Origin of the sequence: Novosphingobium cyanobacteriorum, assembly GCF_029436685.1 — a bacterium.
GTDB classification, from domain to species: domain Bacteria; phylum Pseudomonadota; class Alphaproteobacteria; order Sphingomonadales; family Sphingomonadaceae; genus Novosphingobium; species Novosphingobium cyanobacteriorum.
Window position 1 is genome coordinate 299,142 of record NZ_JAROCY010000003.1, and the last position, 25,928, is coordinate 325,069.

Here is a 25,928-nt window from a genome sequence, read left to right on the forward strand (position 1 = left end):
GGAAACCGTGATGACCGTGAAGTTCAAGAGGACTGCCGGCGCCGCGCTGGCTCTCTCGCTCGGCCTCGCTCTTTCGGCCTGCGGCGGCATGCCGCAGAACCGCGAGCTCAACAGCGTCAACCAGCCGGTGGTGGAACGCACCAGCTTCGTCTTCGATGTGGGCACTCTGCCCGGCGGCGGCGTGTCGCCTTCGGAACAGCGCCGCCTGGCGGGTTGGTTCGACGCACTCGAGCTGGGCTATGGCGATCGCATCTCGATCGACGATCCGGCCGATTCCCGGGTGACGGAGGCCGCGATCGAAGCGGTGGCCGCACGCCGCGGCCTGATGCTGGCGGACACCGCACCGGTGACGCAGGGCGACATTCCCCCCGGCGCAGCGCGCATCGTGGTGACGCGCACGGTGGCATCGGTGCCCGGCTGCCCCAACTGGGGCGACAAGGCCGCCGCCAACTATTCCAACGGCACCAGCCGCAACTATGGCTGCTCGGTCAACGGCAACCTGGCGGCGATGGTCGCCAACAAGGAAGACCTTGTCCGCGGCCAGAAGGGCACGGGCGTGACGGTGGTGATGAGCGCCAGCAAGGCGATCGAAAGCTATCGCTCGCAGGAGCCGACCGGCAAGGGCGGCCTGAAGGAAGTTTCCAGCAAGAGCGGGGGTAACTGAGCATGAAAAGCGCCAATCGCGATCAGTTCGCCGCCTTCATCTGCGACGACGCCGCGCTCGACGTGCTGCGCCCGGTCGTGGTCGACATGGGCTGGCAGCCGGAAAAGTGCAACAAGGGTGGCCTGCGCAACGCCATCCAGTCGCTGTCCATCACCGCCAGCCCGGCGATCCTGATGGTCGACCTGTCGGAAAGCGGCGACCCGCTGAACGACATCAACGCGCTGGCCGAAGTGTGCGAGCCGGGCACCGTGGTGATCGCGGTGGGCCAGGTGAACGACGTGCGCCTCTATCGCGACCTGATCGCCTCGGGCATCCAGGACTACCTGCTCAAGCCCCTGTCCCCCGGGCAGGTGCGCGATGCGCTGGTCCAGGCCCAAGCCATCTTTGCCGCGCCCAAGAACCATGATGCCGGCGCGGTGAAGCGCCACATCTCCACCGCAGTCGTCGGCACGCGCGGCGGCGTGGGGGCATCAACGCTGGCGACCTCGCTGGCGTGGCTGTTCAGCACCGACCACCGCATGCCGACCGCGCTGCTCGATCTCGACGTGCATTTCGGCACCGGCGCGCTGACTCTCGACCTTGAGCCGGGCCGTGGCCTGACCGACGCGATCGACAACCCCAGCCGCATCGACGGGCTGTTCATCGAACGCGCGATGATCCGCGCCAACGACAACCTGGCGATCCTTTCCGCCGAGGCGCCGATCAGCGCCCCGTTGATGACCGACGGCAGCGCCTTCGTGCAGCTGGAGGAGGAATTCCGCCACGCGTTCGAGATGACGGTCATCGACCTGCCGCGCAACATGCTGATCAACTTCCCCCACCTGCTGGCGGACGTGAACGTGGTGATCGTGGCCACCGAGCTGACGCTGGCCGGCGCGCGCGATGCGATCCGCCTGCTTTCTTGGCTGAAGACCAACGCCGCGCACGCGCAGGCGCTGGTGGTGGCGAACAAGGTGCAGTCAGGCGTGGGCGAGATCAGCCGCGCGGACTTCGAAGCCTCGATCGAGCGCAAGATCAACTTCACCGTGCCCTATGACATCAAGGCCGCCGCCAACGCGGCCAAGCTGGGCCAGACCTTCGTGGCGGCCAACCGTGCCACCAAGGCCGGCGGCGTGGTGCGCGACGTGGCCGAAGCGATCATCACCAGCGGTGCCGAAGCCAGCACCGATGGCGACAAGGGCGCTGGCGCCAAGGGTGGCAAGGCCTCGCTGCTCGGCAAGTTCGACCTGAAGAAGATGCTGGCGGCCAAGCCGAAGGCCGGCGCGCCGGCCTGACGGCGCCACCGGAACCAGACCGACACACAACGAAGGCACAAGCCCAATGCAACCCTTGCAGATCGCGATCATGGCCATCGGCATCATGTCGGCCCTGGTGCTTGGCTATGCCGCCTTTGCCGGCCCCAACCCGGCCAAGGAAAGCGCCCGCCGGCTCCAGTCGGTGCGCTTCCGCCATTCGGAAAGCGCGATCGACAAGGTCGAGGCGCAGTATCGCAAGGCCGTGGCCGCGCGCAAGCCGAAGGGCTATCGCGTGGCGGGCTCCGCATCGCGCGCGGAAGCGCTGGCGCTGCGGCTGCACCGCACGGGCAAGGGCTGGACCATGAGCCAGTACCTCTATGTCTCGGGCGGGCTGGCGCTGGGCATCATGCTGCTGGTCACGCTGAAGACCGGCGCGCCGATCCTGGGCCTTGGCGCCGGGCTGATCGTGGGGGGCGGCCTGCCGCACTTCATGGTGAACCGCGCGATCAACAAGCGGACCGAAGCCTTCGTCACCCGCTTTCCCGATGCGCTTGAACTGCTGGTGCGCGGCCTGCGTTCGGGCCTGCCGATCACCGAAACGCTGGGCGTTGTCGCAACCGAGCTGCCGGGACCGGTGGGCGAGGAATTCAAGGCCGTGACCGACCGCATCAAGGTGGGCCGGACCATGGAAGAAGCGCTTCAGGAATCGGCCGACCGCCTCAACATGGCTGAATTCAGCTTTTTCTGCATCACGCTGGCCATCCAGCGCGAAACCGGCGGCAACCTGGCGGAAACACTGGCGAACCTGGCCGACGTGCTGCGCAAGCGCGCACAGATGAAGCTGAAGATCAAGGCGATGAGTTCGGAATCCAAGGCATCGGCCTATATCGTCGGCGCCCTGCCCTTCATCGTCTTTGCCCTGATCTATTCGATCAATCCGGCATACCTGGGCAAGTTCTTCGTGGACGAGCGCCTGATCATCGCCGGTCTCGGCGGGCTGGTGTGGCTCTCCATCGGGGCCTTCATCATGGCCAAGATGGTCAACTTCGAGATCTGAGCGAGGCAAGGCAACCATGAACCCCGCAATCGGCGCCCCGCATCACCCCACGCTCCTTGGCGTCGACGTCATCGCCGCCGGATCGGTGCTGGCCGGCATCGCTGCCGCCGCCATCATGCTGGCGATCTATGCCGCGATCACCGTGCGCGATCCGATGGCCAAGCGCGTGAAGGCGCTGAACGATCGACGCGAGCAGCTGAAGGCCGGCATCGTCACCAACAGCGCACGCAAGCGCGCCAGCATCATCCGCCGCAACCAGACGACGGACACGATCCGCACCTTCCTGGAATCACTGAAGGTGCTGCAGGACAGCCAGCTGAAGGACATCCAGCAGAAGCTGGCCCAGGCCGGCATCCGCAAGAAGGAATGGGCGGTCGCGGTCATCCTTGGCCGCATGATCGGGCCGATCGTGCTTGGCCTGCTGGCCGGGATCATGATCTACTGGGTCAACTATTTCCCCGAATGGGCTTCCTACAAGAAGTTCGGCGCCTTCGCGATCATGGTGATCCTGGGCTACAAGGGGCCCGACATCTTCGTGGCCAACCTGGTCGGCAAGCGCACCAACGAAATCCGCAAGGGCCTGCCCGATGCGCTGGACCTGCTGGTGATCTGCGCCGAAGCCGGCCTGACCGTGGACGCCGCGTTCAACCGCGTGGCGCGCGAACTGGGCCGTGCCTATCCGGAACTGGGCGACGAATTCGCACTGACCGCGATCGAGCTTTCGTTCCTGACCGAACGCCGCCAGGCCTTCGAGAACCTGGCCTATCGCGTGAACCTGGAATCGGTGAAGGGCGTGGTCACCACCATGATCCAGACCGAACGCTATGGCACGCCGCTCGCCTCGGCCCTGCGCGTGCTTTCAGCCGAATTCCGCAACGAACGCATGATGCGCGCCGAAGAAAAGGCAGCGCGCCTGCCCGCGATCATGACCGTGCCGCTGATCCTGTTCATCCTGCCGACGCTGTTCATCGTGATCCTTGGCCCGGCGGCCTGTTCGATCAGCGACAGCTTCATCAACCGCAAGGTCTGAGGCAGGGCGTATCCGAAAACGAAAGAGCCCGGGCACCACGCGGTGTCCGGGCTCTTCGGCTTTGCGGCAGAGCCGGCTTGTCAGTAGCGCACGATCTTCTGTTCAATGGCACCGAACAGGCTGCGGCCCTTGCCATCGCGCACGTCCACCCGCACGGTTTCCCCGTGGTGCAGCGCCGCGCCCCCGGCCCCCGGCAGCGTCAGCCCGACCAGCGAGCCCGCCCGGATCGGCCGTGCCGCCGCCAGTCTTGCCAGCGCCGCGCCGAAATCGAGATCGGCCGCGCTGACATGCAGCACCGCGCCGCCATGCTCGATCGCCAGCGGCGCCTTGAGCGCACCCGCCTGCCAGGCATCGCCAAGCGCTTCGGGCGTGACGAATACGGGCGAGCAATGGGTCGCCACGGCAACCGGCCCGTCCAACGCGGGATGGGCATGCAGGGTGACTTCATTGGCGAAACCGACCAGTTCGATACAGGCGCAGGCTGCTTCCGCATCCGCTCCCTGCGGCACATCACCCGTCACGACCACGACCGCCGGTGCGAAAACTGCGCTCCACGCCTCGTCGGCGAGCACGAAGGCATCGCGCGCGCCCATGAGCATGTCGCTGCCGCCGAACCGGCCATAGCTGCGTGGCAGCGGCGCGGCAGCTTCGCGTTCATGGAAGCGCTTGCGCGGGATGGCGCCGTGCGCCAGTTCAATCGACAGCGATTCCAGCAACGGGGCGTAGCGGTCCCACGCATCCAGAAGCGCCTGCATGGTTGGTACGATGTGGTCTGCATCGGCATACCAGACGAGGTCATCCGATACGACGATCAGTCGCCCGTCCCGCCCTTGCGGCAGCGAGGCAAGCCTCACTTGCGGGTCTCGATCGTGCGCACGGCTTTCAGCAGCTTGTCCAGCAGGTTCCGCAATTTCTCGGTCTCCTTGGGACTCAGCGCCGAATAGATCTCTTCATAGACGGAGAAGGCCTGTGGCCAGATCTGGCTGTGCATCGCGCGGCCCTCTTCAGTGAGTTCGAGATGATGGGATCGGCCATCAGCCGTGTTTGGGCTGCGGTGGATCAGGTGGCGCTCTTCCAGTACCTTGCAGGCACGGTTCACCGCCACCTTGTCCATCAGCGTGGCGCGAACCAGATCGCGCTGCGTCAGCGAACCGGCATCGCCGAGGACCGCCATGATGCGCCATTCGGGCATCTTCAGGCCGAATTCGCTGCGGTATTCGCCCATGATCAGACCGCTCACCGCATTGGCGGTGATCGCCATGCGATAGGGCAGGAAGTCCGAAAGGCGCGTCTGTGTTCCCGGCATATCAACTCGTTTCTACTGAAACCAGCCCGCCACGCAAGCGAAACTAACGATCCCCGCGCAGGGCAACACGCACTAATTGGTGCGCAGCCGCCGCGTCACGCGAAATTTTCTTTATCGTTCCCGCATGACAGCTTTCCAGGGCTCAACCGTGAGCCAGAATGCCGGCCATGATGAAATCCACGGTGTGCTCCCGATAGGCATCACGCAGGGTTTCGGTCAGCGTATCCTGATCAAAGCAGTGGCGCAGAACCAGCCGGGCCGAAAAGAACCGGTCGGCAGCGCCCGTCACCGTGAAGTAGAACAGCTGCGGATCGATCGGACGGAACACACCCGAAGCGACGCCGGCCGCAATCAACCGATCATAGGCGCGGCCCAGGGGCGCAAGGTATTGATCGGCGATGCGCTTCGCCTCCGCCTCGTCGCTGTCACGCACCAGGCGCATCAGCAGGCGGTTGAGGTAGGGATAGGTGTAATAGGTATCGATGCACTTGGCGATGTGCCGCCGCAGCTTCTCTTCCGGCGGCATGTCGTCCTTGGCCATCAAGGTCTCGACGGACTTCACGATCGCTTCCATGTCGCGATCAAGCAGCGCTTTCAGCATGCCGGCCTTGTTGCCGAAGTAATATTTGACCAATGCCGAATTCAGGCCCGAGCGCAGCGACAGTTCGGACAGCGAAATGTCCACCTGGTCGCCCTCACGCATGATCTGCGACGCTGTTTCCAGCAGCTGCTCGCGCGCTCCCTGCTGCTCGCCTTCAGCCGTTGCCGAGGCCACCGCGCCCGTATCCTGACCCTTGCCGCTCATGCCTTGCTGCTCACTCCCAACCCGGTTCGTTCCACCACGGGTAAAACTGCGGCATATCCGAAGAAACGCGTCCGGGGTAGCGGGGCGCGCGCTTTTCAAGGAAGCTGGCGACTCCTTCCTGCGCGTCAGCACTGCGCGCGGTGGTATAGATCGCGCGACTGTCTACCCGATGGGCCAGCATCGGGTGCTCCAGCGTGGAATTGCGCCACAGCATCGCGCGCGTCATCGTAATCGAGATGGCGCTGGTGTTGTCGGCAATCTCGCGCGCGATTGCAATTGCTGCAGGCATCAGGGCCTCCGGTTCGTGCAGCGATCGCACCAGCCCACCGGCCAGTGCCTCCTGCGCATCAAAAACCCGGCCGGTCATGCACCATTCCAGAGCCTGTGGCATGCCCACTATCCGCGGCAGAAACCAGCTCGATGCGGCCTCAGGCACGATCCCGCGCCGCGCGAACACGAAGCCGAAGCGCGCCGTCATCGATGCAATGCGAATGTCCATGGGCAGCTGCATGGTGGCGCCAACACCCACTGCGGCACCGTTGATTGCGCCGATCACCGGCTTTTGCGATTGGAACATGCGCAGTGTCAGCTGCCCACCGCTATCCCGCACGCGCGAATCCGACAGTGTTTCCACCGTCTCGTTCGCGGAGAATGCCTGGCCGCCATGATCGGGAGTGAGATCCGCGCCGGCGCAGAACGCCCGCGTGCCCTGCCCCGTCACGATCACCGCGCGCACGGTGTCGTCCGCATCGGTGCGATCGAAGGCGGAGATCATCTCCTCCATCATCACCCGGGTAAATGCGTTCATCTTGTCGGGGCGGTTGAGCGTGATCGTGGCCACACCGTCGACAATATCGAGCAGGATCTGCGAATACTCGGTCAAAGGCTCTCTCCCCAACGGCATGGTGGCAGGCGCGGCTTCGTGGCCGCGCCCGTCCACCCGCCAACGTCAGCGCGGTGCCATCCGGATGGCACCGTCAAGGCGCACATCCTCGCCGTTAAAGTAGGAGGTTTCAATCATGCACATGGCCAGGTTGGCGTATTCCTCGGGGTTGCCGAGCCGCTTGGGGAACGGCACCGATGCGGCCAGCGCGTCCTTCACCGGCTGCGGGGCGGCGTTCAGCAGCGGGGTGTTGAAGATGCCAGGCAGGATGGTGTTGACGCGGATTCCCTCGCTCATCAGGTCACGCGCGATCGGCAGGGTCATGCCGACCACGCCGCCCTTCGATGCCGAATAGGCTGCCTGCCCCATCTGCCCGTCCTCGGCCGCGACAGAGGCGGTGTTGACGATGGCGCCACGCTCGCCGTCTTCCAGCGGATCGAGCGCGAGCATACCTGCCGCCGATTTCGCAATGCAGCGGAAGGTGCCGACCAGGTTGATCTGCACGATCATGTTGAAGGCATCGAGCGGGAAGTGCTTGATCTCGCCCGTTTCCTTGCTGCGGCTGGCCGTCTTGGCGGCATTGCCGGTGCCTGCGCAGTTGACCAGGATGCGCTCCTGCCCATGGGCTGCGCGCGCCTTGGCGAAACCGGCGTCCACGCTATCGTCGCTGGTCACGTTCACTTCGCAGAACACGCCGCCGATCTCGGCAGCAACGGCTTCGCCCTTTTCCTTGTTCAGGTCGAACAGGGCAACCTTTACGCCCTTTGCAGCCAGGGCCCGCGCGGTTGCCGCGCCAAGGCCGGATGCGCCGCCGGTCACCACTGCGGCCATGCCAGGTTCAAGCTTCATGTCGTTGTAACTCCCTTGGAATTGTGAATCAAAGTGCTTCTACGATGGTGACATTGGCCACGCCGCCGCCCTCGCACATGGTCTGCAGGCCATAACGCAGCCCCCGCGCCTTCAGCGCATGGAGCAGCGTGGCCATCAGCTTGGTACCTGATGCGCCCAGCGGGTGGCCGAGCGCGATGGCGCCGCCGTTCACGTTAAGCCGGGCCGGGTCCGCACCGGTGTGCTTCAGCCATGCCATCGGCACGCTCGCGAAGGCCTCGTTCACCTCGAACAGGTCGATGTCATTGATCGAAAGCCCTGCCTTCGCCAGCGCCCGGTCGGTGGCGAACAGCGGCTCCTCCAGCATGATCACCGGATCGCCAGCGGTCACGGTCAGGGTGTGGATGCGTGCCATGGGCGTCAGACCATGGGCCTTGAGCGCCGCTTCGGACACCACCAGTGCCGCGCTCGATCCATCGCAGATCTGGCTGGCGGTGGCGGCGGTCAGCGCACCATCCGGGCTCAGCAGCTTCACCCCGGCAATGCTTTCCAGCGTCGCGTCAAAGCGGATGCCTTCGTCGACCGTGTGCATCGCCGGGCCATCGGGCGTTTCGATGTCGACGGGCACGATCTCGCCCGCAAAGGCGCCCGCCTGCGTCGCGGCAATCGCCTTGCGGTGGCTGTCGAGCGCGAAGGCATCGAGCTGGTCCTTGGTGAAGCCGTGCTTCTTCACGATCATTTCCGCGCCCACGAACTGCGAGAACATGATCCCGGGATACTTTTCCTCCAACCCCGGCGACTTGTTGTGCCCCAGTCCCTCCTTCATGTGGAAGGTGGCGCTGGTGCCCATCGGCACGCGGGTCATGCTCTCGATCCCGGCAGCGATCACCACGTCCTGCACGCCGCTCATCACCGCCTGCGCGGCGAACTGGATTGCCTGCTGCGATGATCCGCACTGGCGGTCGATGCTAACGGCAGGGGTGGATTCGGGCAGGAGCCGAGCCGCGAGCACGGCATTGCGGCCCACCTGCATCGCCTGTTCACCCGCCTGCGTAACGCAGCCCATCACCACATCATCGATCGCCCTGGGGTCAATCCCGGTGCGCGCAACGATGGCATCGAGGCTCTTGGCAGCAAGGTCCACCGCGTGCACCCCGGCCAGTCGCCCACCCCGGCGTCCACCCGCTGTCCGCACTGCATCGACGATATAAGCCACCGCCATGGCAATCTCCTTCTGGATCAAACTCAATTAATCGAACGATTAAACAAGGTGCAGCCAGTGTCAAGCCGCCGCCTCCACAGCAATTGCATCAGACCGCCCGGTGTGGCAGCCCGAATGACCGCCGAACCGGAGATTGCCTGCATGCAGCCATGCCCCCGCCTTCACAGACTCGCACTGAGCACAGCTGGCGAATGACGTCGCCCGAAGGCGCCTTCATCGCCGCGTTGCGAAGCCTTGCCACCACCCCCGGCGCACGCGGGCTGGCCGACGATTGCGCGCTGCTGGACATCGGCGGCGAGACGTTGGTGCTGACGCACGACATGATGGTCGAGGGCGTACACTGGCTGCCGGATCAGGATGCGGCGGACGTGGCTTGGAAACTGGTCGCCACCAACCTGTCAGACCTTGCCGCAAAGGGTGCGGAGCCGGTGGGCGTTCTGCTCGGCTATTCGCTGGGGGTTGACGATGCGGGGTTCGTGCGTGGCCTGCGGGAAGTGCTGCACGCATTCGGCGTGCCCCTGCTGGGCGGAGATACTGTCTCCAGCCCTGCCGCACAGGCCCATGGGCTCACCGCCATCGGCCGCGCCACGCATCGCCCCGTTCCGTCACGCAGCGGCGCGCGTGCGGGTGACAGCGTGTGGATCACCGGGCCGGTCGGCGGCGCGATGCTGGGCTTCGAGGCGTTGCGTGATGGCACAGGCGCAATCGAAACGCTGGCCTTCCGCCGGCCCAGCCCCCGGCTGGCCGAAGGGCGCGCGCTGGCCCCACAGGTCACTGCGATGATGGACGTATCCGACGGCCTCCTTCTCGATTCCGCCCGCATGGCACGGGCGAGCCGTGTTACCCTGGCGCTCGAATCCGCAGCAGTCCCCTATGCAGAAAGCCTGCCGGAAAGCCGCCGAAACGCGGCGATGCGCTGGGGAGATGACTACGAACTCCTTTTCACCCTGCCGCCCGGTGAAACGCCGCAGTGCAGCGCATACCGCATCGGCGCGGTGGTGGAAGCAGGCCCTGCGCCCGTCCTGCTCGATGGTGCGCAGCAACATGGCCCGCTTGGCTATGAACACGGCTGAACCCGGGCTTGACCTGCCGCAACGAAACACTTGCGAGGGGCGAATAAGCCGTTAGCCTCCCCGCCGACCCGCAACGACGGGGACCGGCGCCTGCGCCGGGCGAATAAAGGGGGATGCCAACGTGAATTTAGTCGTAACCGCCATAATTCTGGGGTTGCTGGCCGTGGTCTACGGCTTCGTGACCAGCCGCCAGGTGCTGGGCGCACCCGCCGGCAATGCCAAGATGCAGGAAATCGCAGCCGCGATCCAGGAAGGCGCCCAAGCCTATCTGAAGCGGCAGTACACCACCATCGCGATCGTCGGCGTCATCGTTGCCGTCATCGTCTTTGCAGCGCTCGGTCCGGTCAGCGCGGCGGGCTTCGTGCTCGGCGCGGTCCTTTCGGGCGCGGCAGGCTTCATCGGCATGAACGTTTCGGTCCGTTCCAACGTGCGCACCGCAGCCGCCGCGCAAAGCGGGCTTCAGGCCGGCCTCACCCTCGCCTTCCGCGCGGGTGCGATCACCGGGATGCTGGTGGCGGGCCTTGCCCTGCTCGCGATCGCTTCGTTCTTCTGGTACCTGACCGGCCCTGCCGGCCACGCACCGAATGACCGCATCGTCATCACCGCGCTCACCGCGCTGGCGCTGGGCGCATCGCTGGTTTCGATCTTCGCCCGCCTTGGCGGCGGCATCTTCACCAAGGCGGCCGACGTCGGCGCCGACCTTGTCGGCAAGGTGGAAGCAGGCATCCCCGAAGACGATCCACGCAACCCGGCCGTGATCGCCGACAACGTGGGCGACAACGTGGGTGACTGCGCCGGCATGGCGGCAGACCTGTTCGAAACCTATGTCGTCACCGTGGGCGCCACCATGGTCCTCACCGCGCTGCTGGTGAAGGGCGTGGCAGACCTTATGCCGTTGATGAGCCTGCCGCTGCTGATCGGCGGGGTGTGCATCGTCACCTCGATCATCGGCACCTATTTCGTGAAGCTCGGTTCCTCGAACAACATCATGGGCGCGATGTACAAGGGCTTCCTTGTCACCGCCGTGCTCTCCATCCCGGCCATCTGGTTCGCCATGCAGTATGCCCTTGGCAGCATGGAAGCCCCGATCGGCAACGAAGCCTACAACGGCCGCATGCTGTTCTACTGCGGCCTGCTGGGCCTTGCCATCACCGGCCTGATCATCTGGATCACCGAATACTACACCGGCACCAACTATCGCCCGGTGAAGTCCATCGCCAAGGCTTCGGTCACCGGCCATGGTACGAACGTGATCCAGGGGCTGGCCATCAGCCTTGAAGCCACCGCGCTGCCGACGCTGGTCATCGTTGCCGGCATCATCATCGCGTTCAAGCTCGCGGGCCTGATCGGCATTGCCTATGCCGCCACTTCGATGCTGGCGCTGGCCGGCATGGTCGTCGCTCTCGACGCCTATGGCCCGGTGACCGACAACGCCGGCGGCATTGCCGAAATGGCCGGCCTTGACGATTCGGTCCGTGAGAAGACCGACGCGCTTGATGCCGTGGGCAACACCACCAAGGCCGTGACCAAGGGCTATGCCATCGGGTCCGCCGGTCTTGCCGCGCTGGTGCTGTTCGCCGCCTACACCACTGACCTTCGTGAGTTCTTCCCGGATCTGAAGGTCGATTTCAGCCTCGAAAACCCCTATGTCATCGTCGGCCTGCTGCTTGGCGCGCTGCTGCCGTACCTGTTCGGGGCAATGGGCATGACCGCCGTGGGCCGCGCCGCGGGCGACGTTGTGGTCGACGTGCGCGATCAGTTCCGCGAGAACCCGGGCATCATGACCTACGAGTCCAAGCCGGACTATGCCCGCACCGTGGACCTGGTGACCAAGGCCGCGATCAAGGAAATGATCATCCCGTCGCTGCTGCCGGTGCTTGCGCCGGTGGCGGTGTACTTCGTGATCTCGTGGGTTGCGGGCGCTGCCAACGGCTTTGCCGCGCTGGGCGCCCTGCTGCTCGGCGTGATCGTCGGCGGCCTGTTCGTGGCGCTTTCGATGACCTCGGGCGGCGGCGCATGGGACAACGCCAAGAAGTACATCGAAGATGGCCACCACGGCGGCAAGGGCAGCGATGCCCACAAGGCCGCGGTGACCGGTGACACCGTGGGCGATCCCTACAAGGATACCGCCGGTCCTGCGGTGAACCCGATGATCAAGATCACCAACATCGTTGCCCTGCTGCTGCTTGCAGCGCTGGCCGGGCACGCTGTGGGATAACCAGCCAACCGCAGAGTTGGGGAGAATGGACCCCGCCCGGCACCATCCGGGCGGGGTCTTTCCTTTACCGATCCGATATTTACCTCGTCTTTGCGGTTGCCGGGCTATGGCCCCTGCATTGGAGACCGACACCGACGTGAAACATCCCTGGTCCGCTGGCGCCACACCTGCCCTGTCGCCCACGGCGGCAGGCACGGTCGCGCCCGTGCTGGACGTGGTTGACTGGCAGGAATGGTCCACGCCCGAAGCCCGCGCGAAATGGGACGATCTCGCCGCCCGCTCCGCCACACCCAACCCCTTCTTCGAAAGCTGGCTGCTGCTTCCGGCCCTTGCCGCGCTCGCACCCAGCCGCCCCGTGCGCATCGCCACGGTGCGCATCGGTGGAAGCCTTGTGGCGCTGTTCCCCCTGGCCCGCGCTGCGCGACATGGCCGGCATCCGCTGCCACACCTCGCCACATGGCTTCATGCCAACTGCTTCCTGGGCGCGCCGCTGGTTGCCGCCGGGTTTGAACAGGCGCTGTGGCAGGCGCTGTTCGGTTGGGCCGATTCCCACGCCGGCACCGCGCTGTTCCTGCACCTGGCCGCCATGCCGCTTGATGGCCCTTTGGCCGACGCACTGGTCGAAACAGCATTGCAGGAAGGCCGCCGCCTGGCGCTGGTCCATCGCGAGGAGCGTGCGTTGCTGCAGTCCAACCTCTCGCCCGAAAGTTATCTGGCGGCCGCCGTGCCGGGCAAGAAGCGCAAGGAATATCGCCGCCAGCGTGCGCGCCTTGGCGAACTGGGTGATCTGCAGGTGGTCCGCAGCCGCGATGGCGACCATGTGGAAGCCTGGATCGAGGCCTTCCTCGCGCTGGAGGCGCAAGGATGGAAGGGCCGCGCGGGCAGCGCCCTTGCCTGCGCCCCGGGCACCGCCGCGTTCTTTCGACAGGGCATGGCCGAAGCCGCAAGACGCGGGCGGCTGGAACGCCTGTCGCTTGAACTGGACGGCCAACCCATTGCCATGCTGGCCACGCTGTTCGCCGGCAGCGGCACATTTTCGTTCAAGACGGCGTTTGACGAGCGCTTTGCCCGCTTCTCCCCCGGCGTTTTGCTCCAGCTCGAAAACCTTGACCTGTTGCAGGACCCAGCAAGGCCGTGGTGCGACAGTTGCGCAGCAGCGGACCACCCGATGATCGATTCGCTGTGGACCGAACGCCGTGCCATCGGCCGTTTCTCGATCGCGATCGGCGGTAGAGTGCGCCGCGCGGCCTGTGATGCGCTGCTCGCGCTTGAACTCGGTCGCAATCCAGTTGGCATCAAGAACCGATGATCGCCATGAAACGTTTTCGTTGACGTAAACGGCAATGAAAGTTCATGGCCATGGCATGGACACCATGGATAGCCCGCTTCCGCCCGATGCCACGCCCGAACAATTGGTCGCCAGCCTGATCCGCCTGCTCGATGTGCAGCCGCAGGGTGATGATTCCTTTCTGGGCCGTCGCAAACCCGGTGGTGTCGGTCGCATTTTCGGTGGACAGGTTATCGCGCAGGCTCTTGCCAGCGCAGAGCACACCGTGCCTGATGACCGCCCCGTCCATTCGCTCCACGCCTACTTCCTGCGCGGCGGGAACGAGGATTTTCCCATTGATTTCAAGGTTGAACGCGATCTTGATGGTGGCAGCTTCTCCAATCGGCGCGTCGTTGCCAGCCAGCAGGGCAAGCCGATCCTGAACCTTGTCGCGTCATTTCACCGCCGCGAGCCCGGATGCCATCATACAAGTTCCCTGCCTGATGTTCCCCTGCCAGACACGCTGGTCCCTGAATCGCAACTGCGTCAGCAGTATTCGGAAGGCTTTACCGAAAAGGCGCGACGAGTCCTGTTGCAGCCGCGCCCCATTGAACTTCGCCCGGTTGAACCCCGCCTCTGGATGCGCGCTGGGCCGCAGGAGCCGATCAGCAACACCTGGTTCCGGTGTGTGGCCCCCCTTCCCGATGACGAAAAGATCCATCGGGAAGTCCTTGCTTACGCCAGCGACATGACATTGCTCAGCACATCCGCCCTGCCACACGGCCTCAGCTGGATGAACGGCAACGCCATGGCCGCCAGCCTGGACCATGCCATCTGGTTCCACGATGATTTCCGTGCCGACGAATGGCTGCTCTATGCCTGTGACAGCCCCTGGGCAGGAAACGCGCGCGGATTCAATCGCGGGCGCATCTTCACACGCGATGGCCGCCTCGTTGCCGAAACCGCGCAGGAAGGGCTGATCCGCCCGATCACCCCCAAAGCGTGAGCCGGTAACGGTCAAAGCAGCGCGCGCCGCAGCGCAGGCGCATCAGCGCGCCTTCGGCAATCCCGATCGCACGCGCAGGGTCCTCGACCACCAGCGGACGCAACGCCTCGCGGTTCCAGTCCTCGCTGTGCTTCACATCCAGCACGGCGTGGAGCGAGAAATAGCGCCGCTCCCTTTCCGAAAGACCGATGCGCTGCAGTCCCTTGGCCACGGCGGCTGAACGGCCCGGCGCGGTCAGCTCGATCACGCCCAGCGCCCCCACGCTGTGCCAGGCATAGCGGCGGGTGGTGGCAAAGGCGGTCATCGCATTGGCCAGGGCCAGGCTTTCCCACACTGTCGTCTCGATCTGCGGATCGAGATCCAGCGTCTCCACCAGCGAATTCAGCATCGGCCCGTGCATGCCGCGCACGTTGCCCCGCCCCATCTCGTCCCAGTAATTGCGGGCCAGTTCCAGCTTGGGCCGCACCGGCATTTTCACCTGGGTCATGGCGACAAGGTCGTCGAAACCCGCTTCTCCAGCGGCTTCCTGCTGCAGGAACCAGCGGATCTCGTCCCGCCCGGCGTGGCTGGCCAGCCACGGGAACAGCGGATCGCCCTGCCCCGGCCCATGCTTCTTCAGCCCTTCGAACCAGGCGACGAAGCCATCGGGATCGGTCGGCACATGAGCGGCATCTTCCGCCACATCCGCACGCAGTTCTTCGATGAAGGCGCCTTCAAGGCGCAGCATGGCGTGATCACGCTCAAGCTGCGCGCGCCAATCATCGCCGGGGAGCGTGGGAGAAAGCCGTTGGCGATTCCACTGTGCCAGGCTTTGCTGAAACGGATCGCACAGGAACTGACTGCTTCGTCGCGCGCCTTCACGCGAACGTTCGATAAACTGGCTTGCCATGAATTGGTCCACATTCACAAGGGGTTAGTTGCCCCTTTGAACCCCTCGCCAATCAGGCAGTTCCCCTTACAGGACCGATCAGGGCTTGGCCGAGGCCACAGCGGGACAGGTCGCTGCCTCAAGCGCGGATCGCGCAATCATCGCCTGCGCCACCGCCAGCAGCACCTTGCCGCCGTCCGCCGCCTTCACGATTTCCTCGGTCACGCCGTCGAAAAGGCGGCAGTTGTCCAGGCTGGTATTGCCCGCGCCATACTTGTTGGCCAGCAGCGTGGAATAGCGGTCATACCCCGCGCCCGCGCGCTTGCCGTCCACTGCGGCGAAGAACGTCTTCAGCTTCACCGCCGCCCCTTCAAAGTGTGTGCGATACTTGGTCAGCAGGTGGTCATAGTCGTCGCGGATATCAACGCCGATGCGATTGCAGCGCAGCGACACCGCCATCATCATCGTCTCGAATTCATGCAGCCGCGCCGCTGACGCAGTCGGCGCATCGATGCACGCCGCCTGTGCCGGGCTGGCGACGCCCAGCGCGCATCCTGCTGCCCAAAGGCAGGCCTTGCGGATCACTTCGGCGCCCCGCAGGTGCTGATCGGCACAGCCATCAGCACTTCGAACTGCCGCACCAGCGCCGCCTGCGCGGCATAGGCGTCTGCCGCCACCGGCTGCCAGGACTTCGCCTCGGCCGCCAGCGCGTTCATCGAATTGCTGTCGCCCGAAAGCTGGTAGGAATCGTAGCTCGCCTGGATCTGCTTCATATAGGCGACGGCAGCATCGTTGTTGCGCTTCGCCGCTTCCACCGCGGGCTGGTAGGTCGCATCATGGAAGGCGTTGCGCGCCTCTGCGGAACAGAAGCTGCCGGGCAGCGCCACCTGCGGCACGGCCACCATCTGCGGCCGCTGAGGTAGGGCGAACCCGGCCCCGACCGGTGCCTGGGCGATCGGCGTTGGCGCAGGCGTCACATAACCGGCTGCAGGCGCGGCCACCACAGGCGCACGCGCAGGCGCGGCAGAACCGCCGCCCGCTTCCTGCGTCTGCGCCAGCGCGGCCAGCAGCGCGCCCAGCGTCGAAGGCTGGTTGCCGGCATCGGCCACGGCCACATGCGTCGCGGGCGCGGCCACGGGGGCCGGCTGGGGCATGGCCTGGGGCGCTGGCTGCACCGGCACCGAGGCCTGCTGGAATACCGCCGGCGCGGGCTGCGGAGCGGGGGCGGCTGCTGGTGCAGGCGCGGGCACAGCTTCGGCAAAGCGCGGCGCTTCGGCGGCAGGGGCAATCGTGGGCCCGGCGGCGGGCAGGATCTGCGGCACTGGAGCACTGCGCGGCGCAGCCACCGGGGCCACCGGTGCGACAGGCGCCACCGCCGCAGGCGCGGCAACCGGCGCGGCCGAAGCCGCCTGCATCGCCTTGCGCAGCGAGGAAATCTTCGCGCGGGCCAGTGGCGCGAAGGTGCCATCCGGGTACTTGGCGAGATAGGCTTCATACATCGCCGCATCGGTGCTGCCGTCCACCGATTGCCAGAATGTAAGCTCGAACTGCGTGCCCACGCCGTTCGCTTCCTGTGCCACCACCGGGACATTCACCCCTGCTGCACAAACAGCCGCCACGGCTATCGCCGCCAATTTCATTGACTTAACCCGCACGTCCCTGCCTCCCTGAGCCGTCAGTGCGCGGTTTGCCACATATCCGCCACCAGCACGGCCAAGTTGACCCCTTGTTGACAACATCGCACCGCGGTGGTGCATGCAGCTTCAAGAAACGGGGTTAGGGTGGCGTTAACCATAAGTCCACCTCGGAACGGTCCGTACCGAAGCGACCCGTTTTCAACCTGACGGGTGATAGAAATCATAGACTGTCTGCGCCACCGCCGCGCTCACGCCGGGCGCGCGCTGCAGGTCTTCCAGGCTCGCCGCGCGCACTTTGCCCGCCGTGCCGAAGTGCAGCAACAGCGCCCGCTTGCGCGCCGGGCCGATGCCGGGGATCTCGTCCAGCGGGCTGGCGGTGATCGCCCGGCTGCGCTTGTCTCGGTGGGCGCCGATGGCAAAGCGGTGCACCTCGTCGCGCAGCCGCTGCAGGTGGAACAGCACAGGCGAATTGACCGGCAGCATCTTTTCCCGCCCGTCGGGAAAATGGAACACCTCGCGCCCCTCTCGCCCGTGGTGCGGGCCCTTGGCGATGGCGATCAGCGGCACGTCCTCAACGCCCAGTTCTTCCAGCGTCTCGCGCACGGCACTCATCTGGCCCTTGCCGCCGTCGATCAGCACCAGGTCCGGCCAGGTACCGTCGGCGCGGTCCGGGTCATCCTCTTGCGCCCGCGAGAAACGACGCCGCATCACCTCGCGCATCATGCCGAAATCGTCGTTGGTCTGCGCGGTCTTGATGTTCCATTTGCGGTACTGGCCCTTCACGAAGCCATCCGGCCCCGCCACGATCATCGCACCCAGCGCGCTGGTGCCCTGGATATGGCTGTTGTCGTATACCTCGATCCGCTGCGGCACGTCGGTCAATTCGAGGAACTCGGCCATCTCGCGGTTGACCTTTGCCTTGGTCCCGCTTTCGGCCATCCGCCGCTCCAGCGCTTCCACCGCGTTGCGGCTGGCCTGCTCCATCAGCCGCCTCCGGTCCCCCCGCTGCGGCACCGAGATTTCCACCTTGCCCCCCGCCGGGCCTGAAAGCGCCTCGGCCAGCAGTTCGCACTCCGCCAGATCGCGGTCCACGAGGATCAGCCGCGGTGGCGGCACTTCCTCGTAAAACTGCGCGAGGAACGCGGTCAGCACCTCGTCCTCGCTCAAGCCCTCGGTATGGCTGGGAAAGAATGCGCGGTGCCCCCAGTTCTGCCCGCCACGGATGAAGAAGGCCTGCACCCCCACCTGCCCACCTTTCACCGCCATGGCGAAGACATCGGCATTGCCCACACCCTCGGCATTGATCGCCTGGCTGCCCTGGATGAAAGTGGCCGCGCGCAGCCGGTCGCGCAGCATCGCCGCCCGCTCGAAGTCCAGCGCCTCGGCCGCCTCGGCCATCTGCGCCTCGATCTCCTTTTGCACCGCGCCCGATTTGCCGCCCAGGAAGTCCTTGGCCTGCCGCACCAGCTCGGCATAGGCGTCCTCGCTCACACGCCCCACGCAGGGCGCGCTGCACCGCTTGATCTGGTAGAGCAGGCAGGGCCGGTCGCGCCGCGCCATGAAGCCATCGTTGCAGCTGCGCAGCAGAAACAGCTTCTGCAGTGCGTTGATCGTGGTGTTCACGCTGCCGGCGCTGGCAAAGGGGCCGTAATAGTTGCCTTTGGCCTTGCGCGCCCCCCGGTGCTTCATGATCCGGGGATAGGCATGGTCCGCGCGCAGCAGAATGAACGGAAACGATTTGTCGTCGCGCAGCAGCACGTTGTACGGCGGGCGGTATCGCTTGATCAGCTGCGCTTCCAGCAGCAGCGCCTCTGCCTCCGAATTGGTGGTGACGATGGTCATCGACCGCGTCTGGCTGACCATGCGGCGCAGGCGGTTCGATAACCGCTCCACCTGCGTATAGTTCGCCACGCGGTTCTTCAGCACCCGCGCCTTGCCCACATAGAGCACCTCGCCGCGCGCGTCCTGCATGCGATAGACGCCCGGCTTGGGCTTCAGGGTGCGCACCACGTCACGGATCGTCTCCACGCCCCGGTCGATGTCGGGTTGGTCCGATCCGCGCACGGTAAACGCGGCCTTTTCCTCGTTGAAGCGTTCGGCTCCGGCGGGTGTAGAGGGGGTTCCTGCAGGGGTACGGGACATTGCAGGCCCCAGATAGGCGCTCCCGCACGCTTTTGGGAGAGTGTCCGCGCAGGTTATCCCACGGGATCATACGGATGGCCGCCCCCTGCAAAGGTTAACGGCATTTGGTCCATTCTGAACCTGATGAATGCGCATATGCCCGCGATGCCACCCAGCGCGCCGATCACCGGCCGGCGCAAGGCGGCACGGGTGCGGCTTGGCATTCCCTGCACCGTCATCCTGCTTTCCGGCAACCATTCGTGCCTGCTTGAAGATCTTTCGCAAACCGGCGCGCGCGTCGCCACGGCAGGCGCGCTGCCGGCAGCCGGGGCCGATGCGGTTCTCCTGATCAATGGGATCGAAACGTTCGGCGCCATCCGTTGGGCCCGCAACCAGCGCTTCGGCATCAAGTTCGACGAGCCGCTTGCGCTCAATCAGGTTGTCGCCATCCGCGATTTTGCCGATGATTACGCCCGCCACGAACAGGAACAGCAACTGCGCAACGCCCGCGAATACGTTCTGGGGCGGCGCGGAGTCATTTGATCTGTTTCAGCTAGGCTGAATCAGGAGCGGGCCGGTGCCGCCTTCCACGTCAGTGGAACGAAACGCCCCCTAGAACTGCTTGCGCAGCTCGATCTTGAACACCCGGCCCGCCGGGTTCAGGTATCCGGGCTGATAGCGCAGCGGCACCACGCCGTTGTCGTCGGTCACCCGCTGCTGCGCGTCGAACAGATTTTCCACCGCCAGCGAAATCCGCGTGTTCTTCAGGATTGGCGCCTTCTCCACCAGCTTCGGCATCCGCCCAAGGTCGGCAAAGGTGCGCAGGTTGAACGTGGCGATCGGCGCAAAGCTCAGGCTTGAAGATCCCGGCAGGCCACTCGCATCCACCCGGCTGCCGCCTGTGTAGGTGCCGCTCATGCGCAGGCCGAAACCGCGGTAGAACCCGCCGCCTTCCATCTGGATGGAATGGCGCGCCACGCCCCCGCTGGTCACCGCATCGCCATCCAGCAGGTCCAGCACCGGTCCACCCGGGGTCAACGTCACGCGGTCGGTCAACTGGATGGTGTGGGTGATGGAAAGGTTCCAGCGCCCGCGCCCGTCGCCGCCACCGCCGCCCCGGCCGCCGCGGAATCCACCGCCCCCACCGGGCGGTGGCCCGCCCATGCCTGCGCCGGGCGGAGGCCCCCCGCCCATCATCCCGCCAAAGCGCCCGCCGCGCCGCGCGTTGGGATCGGCCTTGCCAAAGCTGCCGCCGATGTTCAGCCCCCAGCGCAAACGGCTGCTCTTTTCCTGTGCGAATGTCACCGCACTCTGGTCTATTGCCACCAGCCGCCCGGTGGCCGGGTCACGCACCACCCGCCCGGGGAACGCCGCCTCCACGGCAGGCGTCAGGAACGGGAAGCTCTCAGTCGTGTCACTGCTCTTGTTGCGGAAGTATTCCACCAGCAGCGTCGCGTTCTTCATGAACGGCAGGTCCCAGTTCGCCGCCAGCTTGATGTCGTGCTGCCGCTCCTTCTTCAGGTTCGGATTGCCGCCGCTGGTCACCGTCACCAGCGTGGTCTGCCCGGTCGCAAAGTCATAGACCGGCACCCCCGGCGTCACGATCACCGGCCCGCCCAGGTCGGACAGCCCGGGCGCCTTCTGCGTGCCGATATAGCTGGCGGTAAAGGTCAGCTTCTCGGTCGGCGCCCACGTGATCCCGCCGCCCAGGTTGGTAAGCGATCCGAAGTCGGAAACGTGATGGACCTCTCCGTTGAGGTTCAGAGACAGGTTGCCGATCGCTCCGCCAAAGTTCTCGCGCCGGCTGGTGATCGGAAGGTCCAGGCTGAATCCCGCCTGCGCATCGCCGCGGGTAAGCCGCGTATCCCCCGCCAGTGTCCGGCTGTCGCTGCTGCGAACCCCGCTATAGGCAAAGCCTGTCTTCACGGTCAGCGAGGCATCGCCGCCCGGCAGGTGGAACGGCCGCCCGTTCATGGTGGCGAGTGACGTCAAGGTGTCGGATTTGCTGCGCGCCTGCTCGGGCGCCAGCTGCGCCAACGTGTCGATCGCGCTGCCGCTTTCCACATGGCTGCCGTCGGCCGTCACCGTCAGCTGCCAGCCGCCCAGCGGCTTGTTCAGCGCCGCCCCGGCGGAAACCGTCGTGGTCCGCGTCGTCCGGGCCAGCGGCACCACCGGGTCGCTCGATCGCAGCCCGTTCAGGCTGTCGGTGGCATCACGCTGAATCAGCGCGTTCAGCGTCAGCCCCGCCCCACCGCCCAGCGGCCGCGCCCAGGTGGCATTCAACTGCGCGGTCTTGTTGCGTGAAAGCAGCGTACGGTATTCCGCCGCCAGTGGATTACTGCCCGCCGCCTGCACGATGCCGCGCTCCGCCTCGGTCAGCGGGCTCTGCGATTCATAGCTGCCGGTCACGTTAAGCCGCGCGCCCTTGTCGATGCGCACCAGCGTCATTTCCTGCTTGGTGCTGGAATATCCGCCGCTGCCCGGAAGCTGCACCTCGGTCTCGGTGCCAAAGCTGCGGAAGTTGTCCTTCAGGATGAAGTTCACCACCCGCTGGTCTGGGCGATAGCCATACTTCAGAGCCACTTCCTCGGGCAGGATCTCCACCTTGCGGATCGCCTCGGGCGGCAGCCCGCGCATCTCGCGAAAGCCAGATATGCGCATGCCGTTCAGTAGCACCACCGGCGCGCCATCGCCCCCGCGCCCGCGGCCCGATCCGGTCTGCGGGGCCAGCGCTGCCAGCAGGTCCGCCAACGAGGACACGCCGTACGATGCGATGGCCTCCTCATCCAGCGTCGCCACTGGTGGCTGCACCGTGTTGACCTGGCCCTTGATCCGCGTGGCCACCACCAGGATCTCGCCCTCGTCGTCCAGCCCGTCCCCATCGGTGTCGGTCGGCACCGCATTGCCTCCCACGCTCAGCACCGGCGGCTGCAGGCCGTTGGCCTCCTGCGGATCGGCGGCGGGGGCCTGCTGGGCATGGGCCGCGCCGCTCCACAGCAGCGCCAGCACCGATGCCGATAGGCCGGCCTTCACGCGATGATCGATGCCTTGCTGGTCCACGTGCGCGCAATTCCGTCTGTCGTTGCCGGATATAGGAGTGCCCGAAGGCAACGCCGAAGTGGCAAAGCCGGTCCCGTCCGGACAACGGGCAAATCGTATCTTTTTGTCGCACTGCAGCATATGCGCCGTCGCAGCCAGGCGCGCAAACCGCCCAAAACCCCCTCTTTTCTTTTCCAACCCATGCGGCTATGCGCGCGCAATCCATAGATTTGGGGGCGCCCTCTCACCCGTGGCCGTCTCTTGTCAGTTGCAACTCCGGCACAAAGGCACGTGAAGGCGCGGATGGCGAAAGAAGAACTCCTTGAAATGCGCGGCACGGTCGTGGAACTGCTGCCCAACGCCATGTTCCGCGTGCGCCTTGAAAACGATCACGAGATCCTTGGCCACACCGCGGGCAAGATGCGCAAGAACCGCATCCGTGTTCTGGTGGGTGACGAAGTGCTGGTCGAACTGACCCCCTATGATCTCACCAAGGGCCGCATCACCTACCGCTTCATGCCCGGTCGCGGTGGCCCGGGCGGGTTTTGAACCTGCCCGCGCTTGATCCCGGCGCTGGCGCCCTCGCCCGCCCCCCGCTGATCCTCGCATCTGCCAGCCCTCGCCGTCGCGAACTGCTCGCGCGGCTCGGCATCACGGCAGACGGTGTCCTCGCCACAGATATCGATGAAAGCCCGCTGAAGGGCGAACGCCCGCGCGACCACGCCGTGCGCCTCGCTGCGGAAAAGGCGCGCGCCGCCGCCGTGCAGCGCCCCGATGCGCTGATCCTCGCCGGCGATACGGTCGTCGGCGCAGGGCAACGTATCCTGCCCAAGGCGGAGGACGAGGCTACGGCCCGCGCCTGCCTCGCCCTGCTCTCCGGCCGCCGCCACCGCGTCTATTCCGCCGTCGCTGTGATCGGCCCTGACGGTCGCCTGCGTCAGGCGCTGTCGGAAACCATCCTGCGCTTCAAGCGCCTCACCAGCGCCGAGATAGAGGCCTACGTCGCCGGCGGCGAATGGCACGGCAAAGCCGGCGGTTATGCCATCCAGGGCAGCGCCGAAGGGTTCTGCGCCTGGCTTTCCGGCAGCCATTCCGGCGTTGTCGGCCTGCCGCTCTACGAGACCCGCCGCCTTCTGCTTGCCGCCGGGGTCCAGGTTGCCTGATTGGCTGGTCGAGCGCGGGATCGCCGAGACCCGCGCCATCCTCGTCGAAGGCGACGAAATCCTCGCGGCCCGCATTGCGTGGGATGGTGATCTGCGCGCCGGCACCGTGCTGCAGGCCCAGCTGGTTGATCGCGTGCGCGGCACCCGCCGCGGCTCGGTCCGCCTGCCCGATGGCCTGATCGCGCTTATCGATGGGCTCGACCCTGCGCTCACCGAAGGCGCTGCCCTCACCGTCCGCGTCACCCGCGCCGCCATTGCCGAGCGCGGCCGCACCAAGCTCCCGCTCGTCCGCCCCGCTCCCGGCGCCACGCCGCATATGGTCGATCTGGTGGACAGCCTGCCCGATCACCCCGTCCGCGTGCTCCTGCCCACCGACCGCGCCTTCGATCGCGCCGGGTGGGACGATCTGCTCGATCAGGCGCAGACCGGCGAAGTCTCCTTCCCCGGTGGCAGCCTGACCATCAGCCCCACCCCGGCGATGACGCTGATCGATGTCGATGGCCCGCCGCCACTGCCGGCCCTCGCGATTGCCGCCGTACCCGCCATCGCCTGCGCGCTGCTCCGGCTCGATATCGGCGGCTCCGTCGGCATCGATTTTCCCAGCCTTGAAGGCAAGGCGGATCGGCAGGCGGTCGATGCCGCGCTCGCCGCCGCGCTTGCCGCACAGGGCTGGAAGGGCGAACGCACCGGCATGAACGGCTTCGGCTTCGTCCAGCTCGTCTCCCGGCTCGAAGGCCCCTCGCTGGTCGCCCGCCACGTCCGCTTCCCCGCCGCCTGCGCGGCCCGCGCCCTGCTGCGCCGGGCCGAACGCGTGGCCGACCCCGGCGTCCTCCTGCTCACCGCCCACCCCGCCGTGCGCCGCGCGGTCAAGCCGGAATGGGAAACGGAGCTCGCGCGCCGCACCGGCCGCGTGCTGCGCTGGCAGGAAGACGCGGGGCTTGCCCTCCACGCCGCTTTCGCGCAGGCGGTTGCAGCATGACTGATCCAGCCGCCCCGCCCCAGACCACGCGTGTCCGCCGCTGCCCCATCTGCAACAAGCCGCGCGTCGAAGCGCACAGCCCGTTCTGCTCCACCCGCTGCCGCGACCGCGATCTGGTGCGCTGGCTGGATGAAGGCTACGCCGTCCCCGGCCCGCCAGCCGACCCCGAAATGGACAACTGAAAAAATCCCGCAAAAAATCCCGCGACAAGGGCTGGACAAGCCCGCCGCGCTTCGCCATAGGCGCGCTTCCAACGCTGGCAGGCCGCGAAATGGCCCGCCGCAACGGCGATGCCCGGGTAGCTCAGTTGGTAGAGCACGTGACTGAAAATCACGGTGTCGGCGGTTCGACTCCGTCCCCGGGCACCACGCGCCTATTCGCCACCATCCGCTAAATGTTGAGAAAATGGCAGAAATCTGCCATATTCTGCATCGGCCTGATCGCCGATGCCCGCCCGCGTTCGCCCATATTCAGGCGCTCGTGGGGGCCTTTGCGGGGGCCTTTCAATATGCCCCTAAAAAAAGGCCCCCACCATGCCCCTTTCCGATACCGCGATCAGAGCTTTGAAGCCTCGCGACAAGGATTACCGTGTCGCGGACGAAAAGGGGCTGTACCTTCAGGTCACGCCTGCCGGTGGGCGCCTCTGGCGGCTGAAGTACCGCAACGCTGCCGGTACGGAGAAGAAGCTGGCGTTCGGCGCCTATCCGGATGTGTCCCTGAAGGCCGCCCGTGAGCTTCGCTGTAGACCGGCGTGCAAAATTGACCCCGTTTGAGGGGTAATCGGCGTCTAAAATTGACCCCACCCTTGGGCATGTTTGAGGCTGTCCGTTTGTGCATACGAACGGCGAGGGCGGGGATGTTGGTGGTGGAGACGGTTGCGAAGATCCGGCGTGAGCACGGGCGGGGTAAATCGATCAAGGCGCTGATGCGCGAGACGGGGTTGTCGCGGAACACGATCCGCAAGGCGATCCGGGCGGAGAGCGCACAGTTTTCGTATCGGCGGGCAGCGCAGCCCCGCCCTCAGCTTGGCGGGTTCGCCGAACGGCTCGAAGGATTTCTGGAAGCCAACGAGCGCGCCGGGAAGCGGGATCGGCTGCGGCTGAGCCGGATCCACGATCTGCTGCAACGTGATGGCTTTGGCGGTTCCTATGATGCTGTGCGTCGCTATGCGGCCCGCTGGAAGCGCGAACGCCGTGGCGGCGCACTCGTCGATCCCGGCCAGTTGTATATCCCGCTGAGCTTTGCCCCGGGGGAGGCCTACCAGTTCGACTGGAGCCATGAGGACTTCGAGATCGCCGGCAAGCCGATGCGGGTGAAGGTCGCCCACATGCGGCTGTGCTGGTCGCGCATGGCATTTCGGCGGATTTACCCACGCGAGACGCAGGAGATGGTGTTCGACGCCCATGTCCAGGGGTTCGAGTTTTTCGGCGGGGTGGCGCTGCGCGGGATCTACGACAACATGAAGACGGCGGTGACAGCGGTGTTCGCTGGCAAGGATCGGGCCTTCAACCGGCGCTTTCTGGTGAT

At 65.9% G+C, this 25,928-nt stretch carries 26 protein-coding genes and 1 tRNA gene; 16 read left to right on the top strand and 11 right to left on the bottom strand.

The window, feature by feature from the left end; all coding sequences use genetic code 11:
* Positions 1 to 10 precede the first annotated feature (10 nt).
* The 4 genes from POM99_RS04640 to POM99_RS04655 are packed head-to-tail and all read left to right on the top strand — an operon-like array spanning position 11 to position 3,986.
* Positions 11 to 664 carry a CpaD family pilus assembly protein gene (locus POM99_RS04640; RefSeq protein WP_277275653.1) on the top strand — a complete coding sequence of 218 codons (654 nt, stop codon included), beginning with the start codon at positions 11 to 13 and terminating at the stop codon, positions 662 to 664.
* A 2-nt stretch (positions 665 to 666) separates the two neighbouring features.
* Entirely contained in the window at positions 667 to 1,938 is a 1,272-nt protein-coding gene (locus POM99_RS04645; RefSeq protein ID WP_277275655.1) for a CpaE/TadZ family protein, read from the top strand.
* 46 nt (positions 1,939 to 1,984) lie between these two features.
* The gene (locus POM99_RS04650; RefSeq protein WP_277275657.1) at positions 1,985 to 2,956 is read left to right on the top strand and encodes a type II secretion system F family protein; all 972 of its coding nucleotides are present in this window, start codon (positions 1,985 to 1,987) and stop codon (positions 2,954 to 2,956) included.
* A 16-nt stretch (positions 2,957 to 2,972) separates the two neighbouring features.
* Complete coding sequence (locus POM99_RS04655) at positions 2,973 to 3,986, top strand: type II secretion system F family protein (RefSeq protein ID WP_277275658.1); 1,014 nt, start codon at positions 2,973 to 2,975, stop codon at positions 3,984 to 3,986.
* Positions 3,987 to 4,066: 80 nt separating this feature from the next.
* Here the strand turns inward: POM99_RS04655 and POM99_RS04660 are convergent, their stop codons facing one another.
* From POM99_RS04660 to POM99_RS04685, 6 genes are all read right to left on the bottom strand, one after another.
* Complete coding sequence (locus tag POM99_RS04660) at positions 4,067 to 4,840, bottom strand: fumarylacetoacetate hydrolase family protein (protein ID WP_277275660.1); 774 nt, start codon at positions 4,838 to 4,840, stop codon at positions 4,067 to 4,069.
* On the bottom strand, positions 4,837 to 5,292 hold the full coding sequence (locus POM99_RS04665) for a MarR family winged helix-turn-helix transcriptional regulator (RefSeq protein ID WP_277275662.1): 456 nt from the start codon (positions 5,290 to 5,292) through the stop codon (positions 4,837 to 4,839). Before POM99_RS04665 ends, POM99_RS04660 begins: the two co-directional genes overlap by 4 nt.
* Before the next feature lie 142 nt (positions 5,293 to 5,434).
* Complete coding sequence (locus tag POM99_RS04670; protein ID WP_277275664.1) at positions 5,435 to 6,097, bottom strand: TetR-type transcription factor C-terminal domain-containing protein; 663 nt, start codon at positions 6,095 to 6,097, stop codon at positions 5,435 to 5,437.
* Positions 6,098 to 6,107: 10 nt separating this feature from the next.
* Entirely contained in the window at positions 6,108 to 6,980 is an 873-nt protein-coding gene (locus POM99_RS04675; protein WP_277275666.1) for a crotonase/enoyl-CoA hydratase family protein, read from the bottom strand.
* Positions 6,981 to 7,046: 66 nt separating this feature from the next.
* Positions 7,047 to 7,829 (bottom strand): SDR family NAD(P)-dependent oxidoreductase, encoded by a 783-nt coding sequence (locus POM99_RS04680; RefSeq protein ID WP_277275667.1) that lies wholly within the window; start codon positions 7,827 to 7,829, stop codon positions 7,047 to 7,049.
* 28 nt (positions 7,830 to 7,857) lie between these two features.
* Positions 7,858 to 9,030, bottom strand: a complete 1,173-nt coding sequence (locus POM99_RS04685; protein ID WP_277275668.1) for an acetyl-CoA C-acetyltransferase — start codon at positions 9,028 to 9,030, stop codon at positions 7,858 to 7,860.
* 191 nt (positions 9,031 to 9,221) lie between these two features.
* Between POM99_RS04685 and thiL the strand changes: the two genes are divergently transcribed.
* The 4 genes from thiL (at position 9,222) to POM99_RS04705 (ending at position 14,594) form a co-directional block, all read left to right on the top strand.
* Positions 9,222 to 10,103 (top strand): thiamine-phosphate kinase, encoded by an 882-nt coding sequence (thiL, locus tag POM99_RS04690; RefSeq protein WP_277275670.1) that lies wholly within the window; start codon positions 9,222 to 9,224, stop codon positions 10,101 to 10,103.
* Positions 10,104 to 10,224: 121 nt separating this feature from the next.
* Complete coding sequence (locus tag POM99_RS04695) at positions 10,225 to 12,321, top strand: sodium-translocating pyrophosphatase (RefSeq protein ID WP_277275671.1); 2,097 nt, start codon at positions 10,225 to 10,227, stop codon at positions 12,319 to 12,321.
* 136 nt (positions 12,322 to 12,457) lie between these two features.
* Positions 12,458 to 13,630: a GNAT family N-acetyltransferase gene (locus tag POM99_RS04700; protein WP_277275673.1), complete on the top strand. Its 1,173-nt coding sequence runs from the start codon at positions 12,458 to 12,460 to the stop codon at positions 13,628 to 13,630.
* A gap of 55 nt (positions 13,631 to 13,685) precedes the next feature.
* Positions 13,686 to 14,594 (top strand): acyl-CoA thioesterase, encoded by a 909-nt coding sequence (locus POM99_RS04705; RefSeq protein WP_277275674.1) that lies wholly within the window; start codon positions 13,686 to 13,688, stop codon positions 14,592 to 14,594.
* On the opposite strand, the gene POM99_RS04710 is transcribed toward POM99_RS04705, so the two are convergent.
* The 4 genes from POM99_RS04710 to uvrC all read right to left on the bottom strand — a co-directional run bounded on the left by POM99_RS04710 (position 14,578) and on the right by uvrC (position 19,241).
* Positions 14,578 to 15,483 (bottom strand): iron-containing redox enzyme family protein, encoded by a 906-nt coding sequence (locus tag POM99_RS04710; protein ID WP_277275675.1) that lies wholly within the window; start codon positions 15,481 to 15,483, stop codon positions 14,578 to 14,580. The two genes, POM99_RS04705 and POM99_RS04710, sit on opposite strands and share 17 nt — an antisense overlap.
* Positions 15,484 to 15,561: 78 nt before the next feature.
* Complete coding sequence (locus POM99_RS04715; RefSeq protein ID WP_277275677.1) at positions 15,562 to 16,047, bottom strand: hypothetical protein; 486 nt, start codon at positions 16,045 to 16,047, stop codon at positions 15,562 to 15,564.
* Entirely contained in the window at positions 16,044 to 17,081 is a 1,038-nt protein-coding gene (locus POM99_RS04720) for a hypothetical protein (protein WP_277275679.1), read from the bottom strand. Before POM99_RS04720 ends, POM99_RS04715 begins: the two co-directional genes overlap by 4 nt.
* Positions 17,082 to 17,297: 216 nt before the next feature.
* Positions 17,298 to 19,241: an excinuclease ABC subunit UvrC gene (uvrC, locus tag POM99_RS04725; RefSeq protein ID WP_277275681.1), complete on the bottom strand. Its 1,944-nt coding sequence runs from the start codon at positions 19,239 to 19,241 to the stop codon at positions 17,298 to 17,300.
* A gap of 135 nt (positions 19,242 to 19,376) precedes the next feature.
* Here uvrC and POM99_RS04730 point away from each other — a divergent pair, with 135 nt between their 5' ends.
* Positions 19,377 to 19,763, top strand: coding sequence for a PilZ domain-containing protein (locus POM99_RS04730; RefSeq protein WP_277275682.1), 387 nt, complete (start codon positions 19,377 to 19,379; stop codon positions 19,761 to 19,763).
* Between the two features lie 69 nt (positions 19,764 to 19,832).
* Here the strand turns inward: POM99_RS04730 and POM99_RS04735 are convergent, their stop codons facing one another.
* Positions 19,833 to 22,280 carry a TonB-dependent receptor gene (locus tag POM99_RS04735; protein ID WP_277275684.1) on the bottom strand — a complete coding sequence of 816 codons (2,448 nt, stop codon included), beginning with the start codon at positions 22,278 to 22,280 and terminating at the stop codon, positions 19,833 to 19,835.
* A 282-nt stretch (positions 22,281 to 22,562) separates the two neighbouring features.
* Between POM99_RS04735 and infA the strand changes: the two genes are divergently transcribed.
* The 7 genes from infA to istA all read left to right on the top strand — a co-directional run.
* Positions 22,563 to 22,808: a translation initiation factor IF-1 gene (infA, locus tag POM99_RS04740; RefSeq protein WP_041550738.1), complete on the top strand. Its 246-nt coding sequence runs from the start codon at positions 22,563 to 22,565 to the stop codon at positions 22,806 to 22,808.
* Entirely contained in the window at positions 22,805 to 23,422 is a 618-nt protein-coding gene (locus tag POM99_RS04745; RefSeq protein ID WP_277275688.1) for a Maf family protein, read from the top strand. Before infA ends, POM99_RS04745 begins: the two co-directional genes overlap by 4 nt.
* Positions 23,415 to 24,401 carry a ribonuclease E/G gene (locus POM99_RS04750; protein WP_277275690.1) on the top strand — a complete coding sequence of 329 codons (987 nt, stop codon included), beginning with the start codon at positions 23,415 to 23,417 and terminating at the stop codon, positions 24,399 to 24,401. The genes POM99_RS04745 and POM99_RS04750 overlap by 8 nt, the downstream gene beginning before the upstream one ends.
* A complete protein-coding gene (locus POM99_RS04755; RefSeq protein WP_277275692.1) occupies positions 24,398 to 24,583 on the top strand; it encodes a DNA gyrase inhibitor YacG in 186 nt (61 codons plus the stop codon). The genes POM99_RS04750 and POM99_RS04755 overlap by 4 nt, the downstream gene beginning before the upstream one ends.
* Before the next feature lie 110 nt (positions 24,584 to 24,693).
* Positions 24,694 to 24,769 (top strand) — tRNA-Phe (locus POM99_RS04760).
* 165 nt (positions 24,770 to 24,934) lie between these two features.
* Positions 24,935 to 25,174 carry an Arm DNA-binding domain-containing protein gene (locus POM99_RS04765; RefSeq protein WP_277275694.1) on the top strand — a complete coding sequence of 80 codons (240 nt, stop codon included), beginning with the start codon at positions 24,935 to 24,937 and terminating at the stop codon, positions 25,172 to 25,174.
* Between the two features lie 83 nt (positions 25,175 to 25,257).
* Positions 25,258 to 25,928 (top strand): IS21 family transposase (gene istA / locus POM99_RS04770; protein WP_277275708.1); only part of this gene is annotated, 671 nt, incomplete at its 3' end.